The sequence below is a fragment of the Amycolatopsis sp. 505 genome (assembly GCF_031625235.1).
Lineage (GTDB): Bacteria > Actinomycetota > Actinomycetes > Mycobacteriales > Pseudonocardiaceae > Amycolatopsis.
Genome location: NZ_JACKQP010000003.1, coordinates 582,532 through 602,407 on the forward strand (window position 1 = coordinate 582,532; position 19,876 = coordinate 602,407).

A 19,876-nucleotide genomic window follows, 5' to 3' on the forward strand; every position below is an offset into this window, starting at 1 on the left:
ACCCGGATCGGTTCAGACGCCCTGGTGGCCGGCCATGTACCGGGCGTACCAGACCGGCCATTCCTCGTCGTACCGGCCGGTTTCCTTCTCGTGCTCGCCGTGCGCGGCCGCGGCCTCGCGCAGGGCCTGCTCCAGCTGCTGCGCCGAGCCGTAGGTCACGCCGGAGACGCGGCCGGGGAACCGGGTGGTGATCTCCTGCAGCAGCCAGGTGTTGCCGTCCGGGTCGCTGAACGAGGCGAACGACGAGTAGGTGCCGCGGGCGGGGTGCGCGCCGGGGGCGAAGGCGCCGGTGTCGTCGCGGTGGAAGACCTCGCTGACGTCGACGCCGAGCGCCGCGAGCTCCTTGCGGGCGGCCTCGATGTCCTCGACGACGAGGTAGGTGCCGCGCACCGACCCGGGGGCGGCGTCGGTGATGCCGGTGCCGAAGTGGACCGACGCCGGCGATCCCGGCGGGGTCAGCTGCACGACGCGCGAGGTACCGAACGCGATGTCGGCGTCTTCGCGCCAGCCGAGTGTCTTGTAGAAGTGCTTGGTGCGGTCGACGTCGGCGACGGGCAGGACGACGACTTCGAGCTTCATGTCCATGATCGGACTCCTTCTTCGGGTGGCGGCGGGGTTCGCCGCGCACCACCACAGTCGTCTCCCGGGGGTGTGGTCGCCCCCGGGAGACACCCTGGTGTTCCCCGGGCCGGTGCCCCGGGGATGGCGCTAGGGTTCCGGGGGTGTCTGGTCGGGAGCCGGAGCTGCTGGGCCGCGGCGAGGAACTCGCCGCGCTGGACGGCGTGCTCGCCGCCGCGCGGGCGGGACACAGCCGGGTCCTGGTGCTGCGCGGCGAGGCGGGCATCGGCAAGACCGCGCTCCTGGACCACGTCGCAGCGCAGGCGAGCGGCTGCCGGGTCGCGCGGACGGCCGGTGCCGAGTCCGAGCGGGAGCTGCCCTACGCCGGGCTGCAGCAGCTCTGCGCGCCCTTCCTCGACCGGCTCGAGCACCTGCCGGCGCCGCAGCGGGCCGCGCTCGGCACGGCGTTCGGCTTGACCGCGGGTGCCCCGCCGGACCGGTTCCTGGTCGGCCTGGCGGTGCTGACCCTGCTCGGGGCGGTCGCCGAGGAGCGGCCCCTGCTGTGCCTCGTCGACGACGCGCAGTGGCTCGACCAGGTGTCCGCGCAGACCCTCGCGTTCGTCGCGCGGCGGCTCTTGGCCGAGCCGATCGCCCTGGTCGCCGCCGTCCGTGAGCCCGCGGGGGAACCCGGCCTTGCCGGGCTGCCGGAGCTGACCGTCCGCGGCCTCGGCGAAGCGGCGGCCGGCACCCTGCTGGATTCGGTTTTTCCGGGCCCGCTGGACGCTCGCGTGCGGGACCGGATCGTCGCGGAAACCCACGGCAACCCCCTGGCCCTGGTCGAGCTGCCCCGGTTCTGGACCGCCGCCGAGCAGACCGACGGCCTCCTCCGCCCCGACGGCAACGCGCTCGCCGACCGCCTCGAGCGCTGCTTCCTGCAGCAGCTCGACCCGCTGCCGTCCGACACCCGGAAGCTGTTGCTGGTCGCGGCGGCGGAGCCGCTGGGGGACGCGACCCTGCTCTGGCGTGCGGCCGGCGAGCTCGGATTGGCTGCCGACCCCGCCGCGGCCGCCGAAGCGACCGGGCTGATCGAGTTCGGGCCGCGGATCCGCTTCCGGCACCCGCTGGTGCGCTCGGCCGTCTACCGGTCCGCCGAGCCCCGCGAACGGCGGGAGGTGCACCGGGCCCTGGCCGAGGTGACCGACGCCCGCGTCGACCCGGACCGGCGCGCCTGGCACCGCGCGCAGGCCACCATCACCCCCGACGAAGAGGTCGCGGCCGAACTGGCGCACTCCGCCGGCCGCGCCCAGGCCCGAGGGGGCCTCGTCGCCGCCGCGGCGTTGCTGGAGCAGGCGGCCACGCTCACGCCCGATCCGGCGCTGCGGGCCCGGCGCGAGCTCGCCGCGGCCCGGGCCAAACGCGGCGCCGGCGCACTGGACGCGGCACTGGGCCTGCTGAACGCGGCCGATGCCGGGCCGCCGGATCCGGAGCGCGACGCCGAAGCCGAACGGCTGCGCGGGCAGATCGCGTTCGACCAGCGGCGCGGCGGTGCCGCGGCGGAGCTGCTCCTGCGTGCGGCCGGACGCCTCGACGGCGACCAGGCGCGCGAGACCTACCTGGAGGCACTCGGTGCCGCGGTCTGGGCGGGATCCGGGGACGAAGCCGCGAAGCAGGCGCGTACGGCGCCCGCCGCCCAGCGCCCGCCGACCGCTGCCGACCTCGTGCTGGACGCGCTCGCCACCCGCCTCACCGACGGCTACGCGGCCGCGGCCCCGCTGATGACCAAGGCGATCGACGCCGTCCGGGCACTGGACACCGGCAGCGAGAACACCGGACGCGTGCTGTGGCTGCTGGGCAACCGGGCCGGTGGCACCCTGGCGACCGAAATGCTGGACTACGCGGCCGGGCGCGCGCTCGCCGAGCGTCAGGTCCGGCTGGCGCGCGACACCGGTGCGCTCGTCCAGCTGCAGTTCGCCCTCAACTTCCTGGCCAACCACGACCTCGTCGCCGGCGACCTGGACGCGGCACAGGCGCTCGTCGACGAGGACCGCCTGCTCGCCGAGGTCACCGGGGGCCGCCCGGTCGGGTACAGCGCGATCCTGCTCGCCGCTCTGCGCGGGCGGGACACCGCGGAGATCGCGGCGGCGGCGGAGGAGGCGGCCGAGCGGGGCCAGGGCCGGGTCGTGCGGTTCGCCGGCTACGCGAACGCCGTGCTCGGCAACGGCCTCGGCCGCCACGACCGCGCCCGCGACGCGGCGCTACGGGTGTTCGAGGACGACACCGTCGGCCATCAGGCCCTGGCGACGGCCGAGCTGGCGGAAGCCGCGTCCCGGACCGGCGACGACGTCCTCGTCGCCGCCGCGCTGGACCGGATGTCCGAACGGGCCCGGGCCACGCCGACGACGTGGGCCCGGGCGCTCGAAGCCCGGCTGCGGGCGTTGGCCGGGGAAACCCCGGACGAGTGCTACGCCGCGTCGATCGCGCTGCTCACCGGGACGCCGCTGCGGGTCGAGCTGGCCCGCGGCCACCTGCTGTTCGGCGAATGGCTCCGGCGCGAGGGACGGCGTGCCGACGCCCGGGAGCACCTGCGCACGGCCCACGCCATGACGTCCGCGATGGGCCTCGAAGCCTTCGCGGACCGTGCGCGCCGCGAGCTGCTGGCCACCGGTGAGACCGCGTGCAAGCGCACGACGGGGACCACCGGGGAGCTGACCGCCCAGGAGCTCCAGATCGCGCGCCTGGTCCGCGAAGGCCTGTCCAACCCCGAAATCGGCACGAGGCTCTTCCTCAGCCCGCGCACCGTGGAATGGCACCTGCGCAACGTCTTCGGCAAGCTCGGCATCAGCTCACGGCGTCAGCTGCGCGACGCTCGGTGAGCCGCCGGGGCCGGCAGCTCACCACCCGATGGGCATCCGCTGGGCGCCGCGGACCGGCATCTCGACCTTCCACTCGACGTCCCCGGCGATGTGCAGGCCGGGCAGGGCTCGCAGTCCTTCCTGGAGCTCGACCCTGGCCAGCGGCGCGCCGAGGCAGTGGTGCACGCCGTGGCCGAAGCCGAGGTGCTGGTTCTCCGCCCGGTCGAAGCGCAGTTCGTCGGGATCGGGGAACTGCCGGGGATCCCGGTCGGCCGCCGCGAAGTCGACGACGACGGGTTCTCCCGCGCGTACCAGGACACCGCCCACTTCGACGTCCTCCGTGGCGTAGCGCGGGAAGCCGGGCCCGTAGCTCAGCGGGGTGAACCGCATCAGCTCCTCCACGGCGGCCGGGATCAGGTCGAGGTCGGCGCGCAGCTCGGCCAGGCGCTCGGGGTGTGCCTGCAGCACGACGAGGAAGTTGGGGATGTGCGACGCGGTGGTTTCGTGCCCGGCGACCAGGATCCCGAGGCACATGTCGACCAGCTCGAGCTCGGAGAGCCGGTCGTGCTCGTCCCGGGCCTCGATCAACGCGGTCATCAGGTCGTCGGCGGGGGCCGCGCGGCGGGCGGCGACGAGCCCGCTCAGGTAGTCACGGAACCCGTCCCGGTTTTCGGCGAACTGTTCCGCCGTGGCCGTGTTCGTGGACAGGAAGGCGTCGCTCCAGGCGCGGAACTTCGGCCGGTCGGCCACCGGGACGCCGAGCAGCTCGCAGATCACCGCCACCGGCAGCGACAACGCGAAGTGCTCCACCAGGTCGACCGGCATCCCCCTGGCCGTCATCGCGGCCACGAGCTCTTCGGCCAGCTCCCGGATCCGCGGCCGCAGCTGCGCCACCCGGTGCACGGTGAACGCCTTGGCCACCAGCCTGCGCAGCCGGGTGTGCTCCGGGGGATCCCGCACGATGATCCCGGCGTCCAGCTTGACCGGCCCCATCCGCGGCACGTCGGCCGCGACGGCCATGGCGCGGCTGAACCGCCGGTCGCCCACGACGAGCCGGACGTCGTCGTAACGGACGGCCAGCCACGCGGGCTCACCGTAGGGCAGCTGGACCCGGATCAGCCCGGGTGTTTCGCGGGCCTCCGCGAAGGCCGGGTCGATGTCCAGCCCCGCCGCCGCCCCGAACGGGTAGGGAACGGGCTCGGGACGCGTCTCACCGCTCACCGTTCGGGTGTATCGGGCGAACCCGGGCGTGAGAACCGCTGATCGGCGCAAGTCCGCTCACCCGCCGGCCGGCTCCAGGTGGTCGGCGATGCGGGCCAGGTGGAGCTGCAGGTACCGATGCGCGGCGGCGGTGATCCCGGGCAGATCCGCCCCACGCAGCGTCGACCGCAGGACGGCGTGCGCCAGGGGCCCGGCGAACGCGGTCTGCGTGGCGCCCGGGATCAGGATCGGCGTCGGGGGGCTCAGGGGCGATCCGGGCGCCGGGTCAGGGACGCGAGGATGGTGTCCTGCGCCGCCGCGACCGTCGGCGCGTAGGTGGCCGGGTCGCGGCTGATGCGTTCGGCGCCCGCGCGCATGGCGCCGGACAGCAGCTCGATCGCGAGCGGCACGTCGCCGACGTCGCGGAATTCTCCGCGGGCGATGCCGTCGCGGACGACGTTCTCGACGTCGGCCACGATGGCGTGGAACGGGCTCTCCGGCCCTTCCGGCACCTCGGCGACCGGCAGCCCGGAACCGGGCCGGAACATCAGGTGCAGGGCCGGGTCCGTGCACGCCTTCAGGACCGCTTCGACGATGTCCCGCATCCGTTCGGCGGCCGGGCCGGCCGACCCGGCGATCGCGGTCACCCGGTCGATCAGCGGCCGGCATGCCCTCCGGGTCAACGCCAGGACGAGCGCGTTCTTGTCGCGGGCGTAGTTGTACAAGGTGTTGCGCGCGAGCCCGGCGCGGGCCGCGATGTGGCCCATGGAGATCGCGTCGAAGTCGTGGTCGAGCAGCAGCTGCCGAAGCGCTTCGGCCAGGTCGGCCCACACCAGCTCGTGGTGCTCGTCGATGCTGGCTCCCCGGATCCGCGGCATCCGGTCATCCTCCCGCGGGACCGGCGAGACCCGACAGGTGGGCGTTTTCCTGGTGCGTCGCAGTCAGTTTGACGCGGCTGAGGCGCCAGCCGGCCGCGGTGCGGACCGCCTCGTTGTCGTAGAAACCGGCCACCAGCCAGCGGTCGGGTCCATCGTCGGCCCAGTGTTCGGCGCGGACGTGCGCGTGGATCTTCGCGGTGTCGCCGTCGATCTCGACGACGTGCCCGCTGATGACGTGGTGGGTCGCGGTGAAGGCCGCGAAGGAGCCGCGAAGGATTTCGACGTATTCGCGCAGCGGCGTCGTCATGGGCGGAATCCCGGCGACCGCCTCGAAGTCGAGGGTCACCGGGTCGGTGAAGACCAGGCCGGGCAGCTCGGTGTACTCCTTCCGGTCCGCGATGTCGGCGTACCGGCCGAGCAGTTCGACGAGCTCGGCGCGATCGGCGAGGGTGTCCATGGAGAAGCTCCTTCCCGGCCGCTTTACGACGACCTGTCGCAAAGATTACGACAGGTCGTCGTAAACAGCAACGAGCGGGCTTCTCGGGCTTTGTCGACAGCGGTCGGCTGCCCGTGCCGAGATCAGCGGGCGCTGTGCCGGTCGCGGAACGCGGTGACGAGTTCGATGAATTCGTCACAGTTCACGTCCTGGCTCCGCTCTGCAGTTAGTCCGCCAGCCGTTCCCGGACGACGGCGCGGGCCCGGTGCAGCAGCACACGCTGGTTGGCCGCGGAGATCTGCAGCACTGCACAGACCTCCTCGGCGGTGTGGTCCCCGACGTCGCGCAGGCTCAGCACCGCGCTGGCGGGCGGGGACCCGATGGCGGAGAAATCGTGCAGGAGCGTCCACATGGGACGCTCGAGGACGACGCCGGTCGTGAGCTGGGGCATGGTCTTCCTTTCTGATACAGGTGGTCGCGGGAGGTGACGCGGAGACCGGCGGGGTAGCCGAATCCGAGGTAGCCCGACATCAGCACCGGCCGGCCCGTCGACTCCGGGTAGCGGCCCAGTGAGTAGGCGTGGTTGCCGACGTCGGGCCGCTGGTCCTCGGCCTTGGTCCCGCCGAGCGCGGCGGTCAGCGCGGCCACCGTGAGCCGGGCGTCGCCGAGCAGGGAGGGACACCGTCACCGCGTCGAACCGGCCGATCGCCGCGGGTTCGTCGTCGATCCGCAGGATCGGCTGGTTCGCGGCGATCCCGGTGTGGTTCGAAAAGGACGCGCCGACGACGATCAGGAGATCGGCCTCGTTCATCAGCTGGACTTCATCGGGCAGCACCAGGTGCGCCACGCCGCGGCGGTCGATCGCGTGCTTGACGGCGAGCGCGGCCGGCTCGGCGTGGTCGCTTCCGCGGTGGACGGTGGTGGCCGAGACGGCCACGTCGTAGAGCCCGGTGAGCAGATTCGTCGACCCGGCCCGGCGATGGCGACACACTCCGCCGGACGGCCGGTCAGGTTCCCGTAGGCGCACGCGGCGAACGTGGCCCTGTTCGGTTTTCCGGACCTGCTCACGGACTGAGCCGCCGGCCTGCGGTCACTCCGCCATTCCCGTGAACAACCCATTGTCGAACAGGACTCAACATCCTGTCCGTTTGACTATGCGGAAGAACGTTGACTTCGCGGGGTGGGAAGGTAACGTTCTGCGCGTCGAGGAACGGGGTGGTTCACGATGTCGCACGAGTACCGTCGCGCGCTCAGCCGTCGCACTTTCCTGAGCGGTGGGGCTGCGTTGCTGAGCACGCTGGCGTTACCGGCGACGCTTTCGTCGCTGGCTTGCCCGGCCGCGGCCGCCACCCGGCGACCGGCCGCGCCGCCCAACGGGTTCCCCGAGTGGAACAACAACATCGGCGTCTTCGACATCGGCAGCGAACCGCCGCACGCCACGCTCATGCCGTACGCCGACCTGGGACAGGCGCTGGCCGGCGACCGCACCCGCTCGCCGTTCCGCCAGAGCCTGGACGGCGACTGGAAGTTCCGGCACGCCGACCGGCCGGACGCCCGGGATCCGGAGTTCTACCGCGAAAACGTCGACGACAGCTCCTGGGCGACCATCCCGGTCCCGTCGAACTGGCAGCTGCACGGCTACGACTTCCCGATCTACGTCAACATCACCTACCCCTGGTGGGGCGCCAACGGGCAGAACGAAAACGCGCAGCCGCCGTTCGCGCCGACGAAGTTCAACCCGGTCGGCCAGTACCGGCGGACCTTCCAGGTCCCGGCCGGGTGGTCGGGCCGGCGGACGTTCCTGCACTTCGCGGGGGTGAAGTCGGCGTTCTACGTGTGGGTCAACGGCACCCTGCTGGGCTACCGCGAGGATTCGCGCACGCCGGGGGAGTTCGACATCACCGACCACCTGCGGCCGGGGACCAACCAGCTCGCCGTGGAGGTCTACCGCTTCCCGGACGGCGACTGGCTGGAAGACCAGGACATGATCCGCCTGTCCGGCATCTTCCGTTCCGTGTACCTGTTCTCCACGCCGACGGTGCACCTGCGCGACTTCCGGCTCGACCCGAAGCTGCGTGACGGCTACACGAACGCCGACCTCGCGGTCACCGCGAGCGTCCGCAATTACGGGGGCGCGGACAACCGCACCTACACCGTGGAAACCCAGCTGTACGACGAATACCGGCGACCGGTGTGGGCGCAGCCGTTGCGGCAGCAGGTCGGGCTCGGCTCGGCGCCGGCCGGGCAGGACGTGACCGTGCAGACGGCCCAAGGTGTCCGCGCACCGAAGCTCTGGTCGGCGGAGCAGCCGAACCTCTACACCGCGGTGCTCGTCTTGCGCGATCCCTCGGGACAGGCCATCGAGACGCTGTCCGCGCGCGTCGGGTTCCGCGAGTTCGCGCTCACCGGCGGGCTGATGCGGATCAACGGGCAGCCGGTCAGCCTGCGCGGCACCAACCGGCACGAGGAGCACCCGGCCCGCGGCGGCGCCCTCACCCGCGCCGATCTCGTCGAGGACATCCGGCTGATCAAGCGGCTGAACATCAACGCCGTCCGCACGTCCCACTACCCCAACGATCCCGCCTGGTACGAGCTGGCCGACGAGTACGGCCTGTACCTCGTGGACGAGGCGAACCTGGAGACGCACGGCGTCCGCGACCAGTACCCCGCCTCGAAGCCGGAGTGGACCGGCGCGGTGCTGGCCCGGGCCCAGGCGATGGTGCACCGCGACAAGAACCACCCGAGCGTCGTGATCTGGTCGCTCGGCAACGAAGCCGGTTCGGGCAGCAACTTCACCGCGATGTACGACTGGATCCACTCCTACGACACGACGCGGGTGATCCAGTACGAGGGCGACGACCGGCCGGGGACCAGCGACATCCGCTCGCAGATGTACCCGACCCCGGCCGCGCTCGAGCAGCGGGCGCGCGACACGGCCGACACCCGGCCGTACGTCATGATCGAGTACGCGCACTCGATGGGGAACTCGACCGGGAACTTCAAGGAGTTCTGGGACGTCATCCGCGCGCACCCGGTGCTGCAGGGCGGGTTCATCTGGGACTTCGTGGACCAGGGGCTGTACTGGCCGACACCGAAGCGCAAGCTGGTCACCGAGACCGGCCCCGCCGCTCTCACCGCGGAACTGGCACCCGCCGCGACGTTCGACGCCGGGCAGGGCCTGGCGGGAGCCGCGGTCTTCCCGCCCGCGCGGAGCCTGGACCTGACCGGTTCGGTGACCCTCGAAGCGTGGGTCACGGCCGGTGCGGTGGGCGGTCACCAGCCGATCGTCGCCAAGGGCGATCACCAGTACTCGCTCAAGCAGAGCGAGACCAATCTCGAGTTCTTCGTGTACTCCGGCGGCTGGATTTCGGCCACCGCACCGCTTCCCGCGGACTGGGTCGGCCAGGAGCACCACGTCGCCGGCGTCCTCGACCACGACGCGAAAACGCTCACCCTCTACGTGGACGGCAAAGCCGTGGCCCAGGCCGGCACCGATCGCGTTCCGGACAGCACCGCCGCCCAGCTCGCGCTGGGCACCGACTACGAGAACCCCGAGCGGGTGTTCAGCGGGCGGATCCGGATCGCGCGGGTCTACACGCGGGCGCTGACCGCGGCCGAGCTCGCCGCCGACCGGTCCCCGCAGGACCCGGCCGTCCGGTTCTGGTTCGACGCGGCCACCGCCGGCTACGCCGAGAAGCAGCCGGCCGAACGGACCTACCTGTCCTACGGCGGCGACTGGGGCGACAACCCCAACGACGGCAACTTCTGCGCCAACGGCATCGTCACCGCCGACCGCCGGATCAGCGGCAAGGCCGTCGAGGTCAAGCACGTCTACCAGGCGATCAACGTCTCCGCGGGCGCCGACCTGCCCGCCGGCCGCGTGACGATCACCAACGAGAACCTGTTCACCAACGTCAACGCCCACGACGGGGCCTGGGAACTGGTGAACGACGGCAAGGTCGTCCAGCGCGGCCGGCTCACGCCCGCCCAGCTCGACGTCCCGCCGCGATCGAGCCGGACGATCACCTTGCCGCTGCGCCGGCCCGGCCGGCCGTCCGGCGAGTATTTCCTCCGGCTTTCCTTCACCACCAAGGCACCCACGACCTGGGCCGAACGCGGGTTCGAAGTGGCGAAGCAGCAGCTGCCGGTCGATTTCGGCAGCCCCGCCGTCCCGCTGGTGCCGCTCGCGCAGGTGCCCGCGGCCACCGTGCGCGAGAGCGACCGGAGCGTCGAGATCACCGGCGCCGGGTTCAGCGTGTCGATCGCCAAGGACACCGGGCTCATCACGGCCTACGAAGCGCACGGCGTCCGGCTCGTCACGTCCGGGCCGGTTCCGAACTTCTGGCGCGCGCCGACCGACAACGACATCGGCAACGGCCACCCGAGCCGCGTCGCCACCTGGCGCTACGCGGGCGCCGAGCGGCACGTCACGGACGTCTCGGTCCAGCCGGGCCGGGCGGTGGTCGTCACGGTCACCGGCACCCTGCCGACCTCGGTCGCCTCGACCTACACCACGACATACACGGTGTTCGGCCACGGCGAGATCCTCGTGGCGCACGACGTGCACCCCGGCTCACCGAACCTGCCGTACATCCCCGAAATCGGCTCGATCCTGTTCGTGCCCGGCGAATTCGACACGCTGGACTACTACGGCCGCGGGCCCGAGGAGAACCACTGGGACCGCAACACGGGTTCCGACGTGGGCGTGTACTCCTCGACGGTGGCCGAGCAGTGGACCGGCTACATCCGCCCCCAGGAGAACGGCAACAAGACCGACGTCCGCTGGATCGCGCTGACCAACCGGCGCGGCGTCGGGCTGCTGGCGAGCGGCGAGCCGCTCCTGGAGGTCAACGCGTCCCGCTTCACCCCGGAGGACCTCTCGAGCGGCGCACTCCACGACTACCAGCTCACCCCGCGCCCGGACGTGGTGCTCCGGCTGAACCACCACCAGATGGGCGTCGGCGGCGACGACAGCTGGGGCGCGCAGACGCACGACGAGTACAAGCTGTTCGCCGACCGGGACTACCACTACACCTACCGCCTGCGCCCGCTCCCGCGCCGCGACCAGGCCCTGGACCTGTCCCGGCGGCCGACGGCCTCGCCGTGAGAAGCACTCGACGGTCCTGGCCGGCGACATCGGCCGCAGCCGAGCCGGCGAGGTAGCCGCGCCCGGCACTCGCGGCCACCGGTTGCCACCGGCTCCGGAGCTGCCGGCCGGTCTGCCGGAATCGCAAGGTACTCGTCAGGTTCGGTTCCCCGGTGGTCCGGCATGCTGAAGCGGCTGAACCGGCGCTGACGTGACCGGCCGACGGGCGGGGAAGCACAGCGGTCCCGTGTCCGCCGTCGTTCGTCCCGGTCGGATACCGAAGAAGAGGAAGCAGGTACCTCCGGGTCGTCTCCGCGGCAGCCGGCGCCGCCGCCGACCTCCACGAGTCGCTGAACGGCTTCGCTGTGCTCGTCTTGCCGCCGGGGGACTTCCGAGAGTCCGGTCCGGACCGTCTGGAGTGAGCTGCCCGCCGGGGGCGGGGGACCGGCAAAGTTCTGCCGGTGTGGGTGCCGACGCTCGTCGAAGGTCGCGAATGACTCATTCGGGACCTGGGATGCCCCGAATGAGTCATTCGCGACACCGCGGGCCCGCCCCCGCGCGCGTGGCCCGACTTTGCCGGAACCCGGCCGCCGCGGGCGATTTCGGCCGATCGACTCCGTGGGACCGATCGGCACCCCGATGTTCACACCGTCAGGACCAGGAGTGATGCCGCCAGGCTCGGCAAAATGCGAATTCGCCCCACACGAACGGCCGCTTCGCCGAGCAGGAGGGAATCGCGATATGGCCCAGCCGCGAAACCACGCCACCCCGTCCGTCCGAACGCGCCGGGAGGCCTACCTCCCGATACGCATTCCCCGGGAACTGTGGGTGTGCGTCTACCAGGTCCGCCGGGACGTCACCGTGCTGGAAGTGGGCGGTGAAGTGGACGTCTGCGGCCTCGCCGACCTGCGTTCCGCCTTCGCGGGCCTGCTGGGCACGGGCAACCGGCTCGTGGTCCTCGACTTCGGCCGGGTCGGGTTCTTCAGCGCGGGTGGTGTCGGCGTCCTGGAGCACGCGCGGTGCACGCTCCAGGACGCAGGGATCCCCTTGCGGCTGGCCCACCCGTCGCGGGCCGTCCTGCGCCCGCTCACCGCGCTCGGGCTCGTCGGCCGGTTCGACATCCACGCCGGCGTCGGCCGGGCCGTCACGGCGCCGGCCGGTGGGTGACCGCGGTCAGTAGCGTCCGGTCGCCGGCGTGCGCGTGGCCGGGACGCGGTAGGCCCAGTGCGGTTCCGCGGCCCGGCGCTCCCGCCGCGACCGTCGGATCAGGACCAGCAGCCACAGCACGCCGATCAGCGCGATCACGCCCTGGCCCAGCCAGGTCGTCGCGGTGTACACCGTCGCCACGTCTTCCGGGGGCACCACGAGGCCGCGCGGGTCGAATTGCGCCACCTGCCCGGTCAGCACCAGGGCGACCACCAGCGCGATGGCCGACATCGAGTCCCACAGCGCGTGCAGCAGCGCGACGCCGAGGAACGCCAGCGCCAGGCGCAGGCTCAGCACGAAGTGCTCGCGCGTGCTCCACGAGAACAGCAACCCGCCGAGGATGGCGGTCCACAGCCCGTGCCCGACCGGCGCGAGCAGCCCGCGCAGCAGCTCGGTCGTGACCAGATCGGTCAGCGACAGGCCCCGGTCGGTGAACAACGAGGTGAGCGCGTAGCCCGCGGATTCGAAGGCGGAGAAGCCGAACCCGACCGTCGCGCCGAGGATGATCCCGTCCCGCATGGACTTCACGGCCAGCCCGCGCGTCAGCAGCGCCAGCGCGACCAGCTTGACCGCCTCTTCGATCAACCCCACCCACAGGTACAGCCACGTCGAGGAGTAGAGCAGGTAGGCCTCCAGCACCGACGCGCCGAGAACGCCGAGCACCCCGCCGACGAGGAAGGTCCGGAACACCAGCTCGGCGGTGATCTCCCCGGAGTCGCGGCGTTCGAACGCCCACGCCACGAACGTCACCGGCACCAGGAAACTGCCCAGCAGCACCAGCGTCGGCAGGAGATTGGGGTTGCCGGTCGCATACGTCACCACCACCGACAGCACCCACAGCACCAGGCCGACCACGAAGATCCGCGCCCACGCCCGCCGGCGGGGACGGCGGCCGGCGGTGGTCATCGGCGCCTCCCGAACCGCTCGCCGCGCCCGGTGGCCGCGGTGTCGACGAACGCGCGGAAGCGCCCGGGTGAGCCGGGTTCGGCGACGCCGTCGAACCCCTGCGGGCAGCGCAGTGCCGCCCAGCCCCGCCGGCCGCCCTCGGAATCGACGCGGTACAGCGCGAAAACCTCGGCGAGCGGCCCGTCGTCGAGTTCGTACAGTACCGGTGGCGTCAGCCCGGTCAGCTCCAGCGCGCCGCCGGCCGCGGCGAGCCGGCCGCCGAAGCGGCGCAGCAGGTCGAGCAAGCCCTCGTCGGGGTGCTCGACCCGGGACAGGTCGACGACGAAGAACCGGGAGCCCGCGTGCACCAGCCCGGCCAGGTACCCCGCGAGGGTCCGTGACGCCGCCGCGTCCGCTCGTCCGGCGATCGCCACGACGGTGTAACGCCCGGGGTGCAGAGTGGAGCTGATGGTGAACTCGTCCGGGGGTGTCGCGCCGGTGAGCAGCTGATCCAGCTCCGCGAGCGAAGCAGGCGGGTGGGAGAGCCTGGTGGTCATGGTGATCCTCCGGTGGTCGGGTTTTCGTGGGCCAGGTGTTCGTGCACCAGCCGGACGGCCATCGCGCCCTCGCCGACCGCCGAGGCCACCCGCTTGACCGAGCCGTGCCGGACGTCGCCGACGGCGAACACCCCGGGACTGCTCGTCTCCAGCGGCAACGGCGCCCGAGGACGGGCCCGCCACACCTCGGCGTCCCGGAACGCGTCGGCGTCCGCCCCGGTGAACACGAACCCGTCCTCGTCGAGCGCGATGCGGCCCGACAGCCAGCGGGTGTGCGGCGCGGCCCCGATGAAGACGAACAGCGCACGGGCGGCGAGCCGGTTCCGCTCGCCGGTGCGGTTGTCCTCGGTCACGACCGCCGACATCGTCTTGCCGTCCTCGACGACCTCGCGGACTTCGGTGTGCAGGTGGACCTGGATCCGCGGGTGCCTGCCGACCTGGTCGACCAGGTAGCGCGACATGTCCTTGCCGAGGTCGCCGCCGCGCACCAGCAGGTGCACCACGGGCGAGGTCGCCGCCAGGAACACCGCGGCCTGTCCCGCGGAGTTCCCGCCGCCGACCACCGCGACCGGGTCGGTCCGGCACTGCCGGGCCTCCTGCGGGGTCGCGGCGTAGTAGAGGCACGTGCCTTCGAGGTGTTCGAGCCTCGGCAGGGGCAGGCGCCGGTACCGGGCGCCACTGGCGATGATCACCGTGCGCGTGACGATCTCGGTGCCGTCGTCGAAGCCCACCGCGTACAGCCCGTCCCGGGGGACGAGCGTGCGCGCCTCGCCCGGGACGGCGACCCGGACCCCGAACTTGGCCGCCTGGATCACCGACCGCTCGGCCAGTTCCGCACCCGAGATCCCGGACGGGAAACCGAGGTAGTTCTCGATCCGCGACGTCGTGCCGGCCTGCCCGCCCGCGGCGACGGCGTCGAACGCCGACGTCGTGAGTCCTTCGGACGCGGCGTAGACGACGGCCGCGAGCCCGCCGGGTCCGGCGCCGACCACGAGCACGTCGCGCACACCCGCCGCGGGTTCCTCGTGGCGCAGCCCCATCGCGCACGCCAGTTCGGTGTTGCTGGGGTTGCGCAGCACGCCGGAGCCGGGCAGCACCACGACCGGGGTTTCGGCGGCGGTGACGCCGAGCCGGCGCAGCAGCGCTTCGGCGCCGCGGTCCTTGTCGAGGTCGTCCAGCCGGTACGGCAGGCGGTTGCGGGCCACGAACTCCAGCAGCCGCCGGGTGTCCGGTGAATAGCACGAGCCGACGATCCGCAGCCCGTCTCCGGAGCCGATGAGCACCGCACGGCGGACGAAGTAGGCGTGCAGGATCAGATCGCCGAGGACCGGGTCGCCGAGCACCAGCCGCTTCAGCTCGCCGACTCCGACGACGAGCACCTCGCCGGGTTCCGCGGCGACGGCGGTGAAGAACGACGGCTGCCCCTCGAGCAGACCCAGTTCGCCGAGGAACCGCCCTGGCCCGTGGACCCGCACGGTTCTGGTGTCGTCCCCTTCGCGGTGCTGGATGGCGACCTTGCCGCTCAAGACGACGTACCAGTCCGTCGTCCGTTCCCCTTGCGCGTAGAGCACTTCGCCCGGGCGCACCGGCCGGCGCTCGCCCGCGGTGGAGAGCGTTTCGAGCTGCTCCCGGGTCAGCCGGGGGAACGCGCCGTGCGGATCCGGAGTCTCGACGAGGTCCTGCGCCGAAAGCGTCATACGAACGCCTCGTGCGCATAGCACCAGCGCCAGTTCTCCCCGGGCTCGAACGAGCGCACGATGGGATGGCCGATGGCGTGGGCGTGCCGGCTCGCGTGCTTCATCGGCGACGAGTCGCAACAGCCGACGTGCCCGCAGGTCAGGCACAGCCGCAGGTGCACCCACGGGGTCCCGGCCGCGAGACACTCCTCGCAGCCTTGAGGAGTGCGGGGCACCACGTCTCGGACGAGAGCCAGGTGCGGATCGGTGACGGCGGTCATGTCTTCGCCTCCTCCGGCGAGTCGAGCGCTTGGTCCAGCCAGTCGCGCAGAACGTTTTCCGGGGCCGCGCCCGCCTGCCGCCGGACGACCTCGCCGCCGCGGAGCACGAGGAGCGTCGGCACGGCCATGACGTCGAACCGGCGCGCCACTCCCGGCGCCCGGTCGACGTCGACCTTGACGAGCTTCACCTTCCCGGCCCGGGCGCGGGCGAGCCGGTCCAGCGCCGGGCTCACCGATCGGCAGGGGCCGCACCAGGTGGCCCAGAGGTCGACGAGCACCGGGATGCCCGCCTGCTCGGCAATCCCCGCGAAGTCGTCGTCGCCCGCGTCGACCACCCACGGCAGCGGCCGGTGGCAGTGGCCGCACTTCGGCGACCCGTCGGCGGCGACGGGGATCCGGTTGGTCTTGCCGCAGTGTTCGCAAGTGACGGTCACGGTTTTCACGCCGCCTCCTCTGCCGGGGCGCGGAACTCGACGGCCAGGTCGCCGTCGACGGCGTCGACCACGATCGTCAGCCCCTCGGCCAGCTCCCCTCGCAGCAGCGCGCGCCCGATCCGCGTCTCGACCTCGTGGGAGATGTAGCGGCGCAACGGCCGGGCTCCGTACACCGGGTCGAACCCGCGCTCGGCGATGAACCGCCGCGCGTCGCCGGTGAGCTCGACCGCGATGCCCTGTTCGGCCAGCCGGCTGCGCAGCTGGTCGAACTGCAGGTCCACGATCCGCTCGATCTCCGGCAGGCCCAGCGGGGTGAACAGCACGATGTCGTCGACGCGGTTGAGGAACTCCGGCCGGAAGTGGTGGCGCAGCTCCGCCAGCACCGCGTCCCGTGCCTCCGCCTTGATCTCGCCGGAGGAGGTGACGCCGTCGAGCAGGTGCTGGGAGCCGATGTTGGAGGTCATGATGATCACGGTGTTGCGGAAGTCGACGAGCCTGCCCTGCGCGTCGGTGATCCGGCCGTCGTCGAGCACCTGCAGCAGCGTGTTGAACACGTCCGGGTGGGCCTTCTCGATCTCGTCGAACAGCACCACCGAGTACGGCTTGCGCCGCACCGCTTCGGTGAGCTGCCCGCCCTCGTCGTAGCCGACGTACCCCGGGGGCGCGCCGAGCAGCCGGGAGACCGTGTGCCGCTCCTGGTACTCGCTCATGTCGAGCCGGACCATGTTGTCCTCGCTGTCGAACAACGCCCCGGCGAGGGACTTCGCCAGCTCCGTCTTCCCGACCCCGGTGGGGCCGAGGAAGATGAACGACCCGATCGGCTTGCGCGGGTCGCGGATCCCGGACCGGGCGCGGATGATCGCGTCGGCGACCAGCCGGACGGCCTCGTCCTGCCCGACGACCCGCTCGTGCAGGATCTCGTCGAGGCGCAGCAGCTTTTCGCGCTCGCCTTCCTGCAGCCTGAAGACCGGGATGCCGGTCCACTGCGAGACGATCTCGGCGATCTCGTCTTCGGTGACGACCTCGCGCAGCAGCCGCTTCTCGCCCTGTTTCCGCGCCAGCCGTTCCTCTTCGCCTTCGAGCTGGCGCTCCAGCTCGCGGATCTCGCCGTAGCGCAGTTCGGCGGCGCGGTTGAGGTCGTAGTTCCGTTCCGCTTCTTCGGCTTCGTGGCGCACCCGCTCCAGGTCCGACCGCAGCTCCTGCACCCGCCGGATCGCCTGGCGTTCGGCGTCCCACTGCGCCTTCTTGGCGTCGGTTTCGGCCCGCAGGTCCGCCAGTTCCCGGCGCAGCTCCTCCAGCCGTGCCTTGCTCGCGTGGTCGGATTCCTTGGCCAGCGCGGCCTCTTCGATCTCCAGCCGCGTCAGCCGCCGGGTCAGCTCGTCGAGCTCGGCGGGCATCGAGTCGATTTCCGTGCGCAGGCGCGCGCACGCCTCGTCGACGAGGTCGATCGCCTTGTCCGGCAGGAACCGGTCGGTGATGTAGCGGTGCGACAGCACGGCGGCGGCGACCAGCGCACCGTCCTGGATCTTGACGCCGTGGAACACCTCCAGCCGCTCGCGCAGCCCGCGCAGGATGGAGATGGTGTCCTCGACGGCGGGTTCGTCCACGACGACCGGCTGGAAACGCCGTTCCAGCGCGGCGTCCTTCTCGATGTGCTTGCGGTACTCGTCCAGCGTGGTGGCGCCGATCATGTGCAGCTCACCGCGGGCCAGCATCGGTTTGAGCATGTTGCCCGCGTCCATCGCGCCTTCGGTGGCGCCCGCGCCGACGATCGTGTGCAGCTCGTCGACGAACAGGATGATCCGGCCCGCGGCGGCCGTGACCTCGCCGAGCACGGCCTTGAGCCGCTCCTCGAACTCGCCGCGGTACTTGGCCCCGGCCACCAGCGCGCTCATGTCGAGCGAGAAGATCGTCCGGTCCCGCAGGCCCTCGGGCACGTCGCCGCGCACGATCCGCTGCGCGAGCCCTTCGACGATCGCGGTCTTGCCGACGCCGGGATCGCCGACGAGCACGGGGTTGTTCTTCGTCTTGCGCGACAGGATCTGGACCACCCGGCGAATCTCGGCATCACGCCCGATCACCGGGTCCAGCTTGCCGGCGCGCCCGTCGGCGACCAGGTCGCGGCCGTACTTCTCCAGCGCCTCGTAAGCGCCCTCGGGCGTCGCCGAGGTGACGCGCTGGTTGCCGCGGATCTTCGTCAGCGCGGTCAGGAACGACTCGCGCGTCACGCCGTGCTCGCGCAGGACCCGCCCGGCCGCCGACTTCGTCCCCTCCTCGGCCAGCGCCAGGACCAGGTGCTCGACGGAGACGTACTCGTCCTTGAGCCGCCGGGCTTCCCGCTCCGCGGTGTCGAGCAGCCCGGCCAGCCGCCGGGTGACGTAGACCTGCCCCGGCGAGGCGCCGGGCCCGGTCACCTTCGGCCGGCGACGCAGCTCCGCTTCGGCCGCGGCGCGCAGCGCGTCGACGTCCGCGCCGGTCTGCGCGAGCAGCCGCGGGACGAGCCCTTCGGGCTGGTCGAGCAGCGCGAGCAGCAGGTGTTCGCCGTCGGTCTCGGTGTGTCCGAGGCGTCCCGCGAGGTTCTGGGCCTCCTGCAGTGCTTCCTGCGACTTCTGGGTCAGCTTGCTCATGTCCATCGCCGGTGGCTCCTGACTCGGGCTTCGAGGACGTCGATGCGGTCGAGCAGGTCGAGCACCAGCCCGAGCGCGGCGTAGTTGAGGGACAGGGTGGCGCGCAACCGCTGGATCCGGGCCAGTCTGGCCACAGTGGACAGGGGGAAGCACGGGCGCCCGTTCGCGTCCGGGGTCGACTCCACCAGGCCGAGTGCCGCGAACCGGCGGACCAGCTCGGGGTGCAGCCCGCTGCGCACGGCCACCGTCTCGAGGTCGAGCCGGGCCGGGCGGACGAGCACGTACCGCGCCATCAGGTCCTCCTGGGATCGAAGTCGGACACCGCGGCGAGCTGTTCGTACAGCTCGCGTTCGCGCTTGCTCGGGCGCTTCGGCACCATGATCCGGACCTCGGCGTAGAGGTCGCCCGGCTTGCCCTTCGGGTTCGGCATGCCCTCCCCGCGCAGCCGCAGCCGCCGCCCGCTGGACGAGCCCGCCGCGACGCGCGCCTTCACCTCGCCGCCGGGGGTGGTGATCGGGACCGTGGCGCCGAGCGCGGCCTCCGACGGCGTCACGGGAAGCTGGACGTGGATGTCCCGCCCTTCCAGGCGGTACCGGCGGTCGGGCCGGATCCGGGCGACGAGGTAGAGGTCCCCGGGGGCGGCGTTGCCGGAGCCGCGCCCGCCCTGCCCGGCCAGCCGGATGCGCTGCCCGTCGAGCACCCCGGGCGGGATCTTGACGTCGTATTCGCGGTCACCGCCGATGGTCAGGTGCCGCCGTCCGCCGCGGTAGGCCTCCTCGACGGTCAGCTCCAGCTCGGCTTCCTGGTCCGCGCCCGGGACCGGGCCGCCGCGTCCCCGGCCGCCGAAGAGGCCGCCGAGGAGGTCTTCGATGTCGACGCCCTCGAACCCTGCGAACCCACCGCCGGAGGTGGCGTGGCGGACCCGGCCGCCGCGCGGTCCGGCACCGGCGCCGACGCGCTGCTCCCAGTCGTCGGGCACCTGCCGGAAGTCCGCGCCGAACCGGTCGTACTTGCGCCGCTGCTCCGGGTCGGACAGCACCTGGTAGGCCTCGCCGATCTCCCGGAACCGTTCCTCGGCCTCCGGGTCCTTGTTCACGTCCGGGTGGTTTTCGCGGGCGAGCTTCCGGTACGCCCGCTGGATCTCGTCGGGCCCGGCGTCCCGGCCGACGCCGAGCGTGGCGTAGAAGTCCCGTGCCACGG

Annotated in this window: 17 protein-coding genes; 4 read left to right on the top strand and 13 right to left on the bottom strand. The window is 72.2% G+C overall.

The features are described 5' to 3' along the window. Nucleotides 1-12 precede the first annotated feature (12 nt). Nucleotides 13-585, bottom strand: a complete 573-nt coding sequence (locus tag H5965_RS14245; protein ID WP_310970160.1) for a VOC family protein — start codon at nucleotides 583-585, stop codon at nucleotides 13-15. A gap of 137 nt (nucleotides 586-722) precedes the next feature. On the opposite strand from H5965_RS14245, the gene H5965_RS14250 reads away from it, so the two are divergent. Continuing rightward, a complete protein-coding gene (locus tag H5965_RS14250) occupies nucleotides 723-3,431 on the top strand; it encodes an AAA family ATPase (protein ID WP_310970161.1) in 2,709 nt (902 codons plus the stop codon). An 18-nt stretch (nucleotides 3,432-3,449) separates the two neighbouring features. Here H5965_RS14250 and H5965_RS14255 read toward each other — a convergent pair whose 3' ends face one another. The 4 genes from H5965_RS14255 to H5965_RS14270 form a co-directional block, all read right to left on the bottom strand. Next, nucleotides 3,450-4,631, bottom strand: coding sequence for a cytochrome P450 (locus H5965_RS14255; RefSeq protein WP_310970162.1), 1,182 nt, complete (start codon nucleotides 4,629-4,631; stop codon nucleotides 3,450-3,452). A gap of 242 nt (nucleotides 4,632-4,873) precedes the next feature. After that, nucleotides 4,874-5,488, bottom strand: a complete 615-nt coding sequence (locus H5965_RS14260; RefSeq protein ID WP_310970163.1) for a TetR/AcrR family transcriptional regulator — start codon at nucleotides 5,486-5,488, stop codon at nucleotides 4,874-4,876. Between the two features lie 4 nt (nucleotides 5,489-5,492). After that, entirely contained in the window at nucleotides 5,493-5,945 is a 453-nt protein-coding gene (locus H5965_RS14265) for a nuclear transport factor 2 family protein (protein WP_310970165.1), read from the bottom strand. A 205-nt stretch (nucleotides 5,946-6,150) separates the two neighbouring features. Beyond that, entirely contained in the window at nucleotides 6,151-6,375 is a 225-nt protein-coding gene (locus H5965_RS14270; RefSeq protein WP_310970167.1) for a sigma factor-like helix-turn-helix DNA-binding protein, read from the bottom strand. 198 nt (nucleotides 6,376-6,573) lie between these two features. Between H5965_RS14270 and H5965_RS14275 the strand changes: the two genes are divergently transcribed. The 3 genes from H5965_RS14275 to H5965_RS14285 all read left to right on the top strand — a co-directional run bounded on the left by H5965_RS14275 (nucleotide 6,574) and on the right by H5965_RS14285 (nucleotide 12,177). Then, nucleotides 6,574-6,945, top strand: a complete 372-nt coding sequence (locus H5965_RS14275) for a hypothetical protein (RefSeq protein WP_310970168.1) — start codon at nucleotides 6,574-6,576, stop codon at nucleotides 6,943-6,945. Between the two features lie 204 nt (nucleotides 6,946-7,149). Next, on the top strand, nucleotides 7,150-11,031 hold the full coding sequence (locus H5965_RS14280) for a glycoside hydrolase family 2 TIM barrel-domain containing protein (RefSeq protein ID WP_310970169.1): 3,882 nt from the start codon (nucleotides 7,150-7,152) through the stop codon (nucleotides 11,029-11,031). Nucleotides 11,032-11,751: 720 nt separating this feature from the next. Continuing rightward, nucleotides 11,752-12,177, top strand: a complete 426-nt coding sequence (locus H5965_RS14285) for an STAS domain-containing protein (protein ID WP_310970170.1) — start codon at nucleotides 11,752-11,754, stop codon at nucleotides 12,175-12,177. Between the two features lie 6 nt (nucleotides 12,178-12,183). On the opposite strand, the gene H5965_RS14290 is transcribed toward H5965_RS14285, so the two are convergent. Genes H5965_RS14290 through H5965_RS14325 form a run of 8 tightly spaced genes read right to left on the bottom strand, consistent with a single transcriptional unit; the run spans nucleotide 12,184 to nucleotide 19,874 of the window. Continuing rightward, on the bottom strand, nucleotides 12,184-13,122 hold the full coding sequence (locus tag H5965_RS14290; protein ID WP_310970171.1) for a PrsW family glutamic-type intramembrane protease: 939 nt from the start codon (nucleotides 13,120-13,122) through the stop codon (nucleotides 12,184-12,186). After that, a complete protein-coding gene (locus tag H5965_RS14295; protein ID WP_310970172.1) occupies nucleotides 13,119-13,658 on the bottom strand; it encodes an STAS domain-containing protein in 540 nt (179 codons plus the stop codon). The genes H5965_RS14290 and H5965_RS14295 overlap by 4 nt, the downstream gene beginning before the upstream one ends. Beyond that, entirely contained in the window at nucleotides 13,655-15,355 is a 1,701-nt protein-coding gene (locus H5965_RS14300) for an FAD-dependent oxidoreductase (RefSeq protein ID WP_310970173.1), read from the bottom strand. The genes H5965_RS14295 and H5965_RS14300 overlap by 4 nt, the downstream gene beginning before the upstream one ends. Continuing rightward, nucleotides 15,352-15,615 carry a UBP-type zinc finger domain-containing protein gene (locus tag H5965_RS14305; protein WP_310970174.1) on the bottom strand — a complete coding sequence of 88 codons (264 nt, stop codon included), beginning with the start codon at nucleotides 15,613-15,615 and terminating at the stop codon, nucleotides 15,352-15,354. Before H5965_RS14305 ends, H5965_RS14300 begins: the two co-directional genes overlap by 4 nt. Next, entirely contained in the window at nucleotides 15,612-16,058 is a 447-nt protein-coding gene (trxA, locus tag H5965_RS14310; RefSeq protein ID WP_310970175.1) for a thioredoxin, read from the bottom strand. Before trxA ends, H5965_RS14305 begins: the two co-directional genes overlap by 4 nt. Continuing rightward, nucleotides 16,055-18,682 carry an ATP-dependent chaperone ClpB gene (gene clpB / locus H5965_RS14315; protein WP_310970176.1) on the bottom strand — a complete coding sequence of 876 codons (2,628 nt, stop codon included), beginning with the start codon at nucleotides 18,680-18,682 and terminating at the stop codon, nucleotides 16,055-16,057. The genes trxA and clpB overlap by 4 nt, the downstream gene beginning before the upstream one ends. Continuing rightward, nucleotides 18,673-18,969, bottom strand: coding sequence for a chaperone modulator CbpM (locus H5965_RS14320; RefSeq protein ID WP_310970178.1), 297 nt, complete (start codon nucleotides 18,967-18,969; stop codon nucleotides 18,673-18,675). The genes clpB and H5965_RS14320 overlap by 10 nt, the downstream gene beginning before the upstream one ends. Next, nucleotides 18,969-19,874 carry a J domain-containing protein gene (locus H5965_RS14325; RefSeq protein WP_310970179.1) on the bottom strand — a complete coding sequence of 302 codons (906 nt, stop codon included), beginning with the start codon at nucleotides 19,872-19,874 and terminating at the stop codon, nucleotides 18,969-18,971. Before H5965_RS14325 ends, H5965_RS14320 begins: the two co-directional genes overlap by 1 nt. Between the last annotated feature and the right edge of the window lie 2 nt (nucleotides 19,875-19,876).

Coding starts and splice junctions, on each gene's coding strand:
- H5965_RS14245 (WP_310970160.1), bottom strand. CDS start 585: ATGGACATGAAGCTCGAAGTCGTCGTCCTGCCCGTCGCCGACGTCGAC.
- H5965_RS14260 (WP_310970163.1), bottom strand. CDS start 5,488: ATGCCGCGGATCCGGGGAGCCAGCATCGACGAGCACCACGAGCTGGTG.
- H5965_RS14265 (WP_310970165.1), bottom strand. CDS start 5,945: ATGGACACCCTCGCCGATCGCGCCGAGCTCGTCGAACTGCTCGGCCGG.
- H5965_RS14270 (WP_310970167.1), bottom strand. CDS start 6,375: ATGCCCCAGCTCACGACCGGCGTCGTCCTCGAGCGTCCCATGTGGACG.
- H5965_RS14280 (WP_310970169.1), top strand. CDS start 7,150: ATGTCGCACGAGTACCGTCGCGCGCTCAGCCGTCGCACTTTCCTGAGC.
- H5965_RS14285 (WP_310970170.1), top strand. CDS start 11,752: ATGGCCCAGCCGCGAAACCACGCCACCCCGTCCGTCCGAACGCGCCGG.
- H5965_RS14290 (WP_310970171.1), bottom strand. CDS start 13,122: ATGACCACCGCCGGCCGCCGTCCCCGCCGGCGGGCGTGGGCGCGGATC.
- H5965_RS14295 (WP_310970172.1), bottom strand. CDS start 13,658: ATGACCACCAGGCTCTCCCACCCGCCTGCTTCGCTCGCGGAGCTGGAT.
- H5965_RS14300 (WP_310970173.1), bottom strand. CDS start 15,355: ATGACGCTTTCGGCGCAGGACCTCGTCGAGACTCCGGATCCGCACGGC.
- H5965_RS14305 (WP_310970174.1), bottom strand. CDS start 15,615: ATGACCGCCGTCACCGATCCGCACCTGGCTCTCGTCCGAGACGTGGTG.
- clpB (WP_310970176.1), bottom strand. CDS start 18,682: ATGGACATGAGCAAGCTGACCCAGAAGTCGCAGGAAGCACTGCAGGAG.
- H5965_RS14320 (WP_310970178.1), bottom strand. CDS start 18,969: ATGGCGCGGTACGTGCTCGTCCGCCCGGCCCGGCTCGACCTCGAGACG.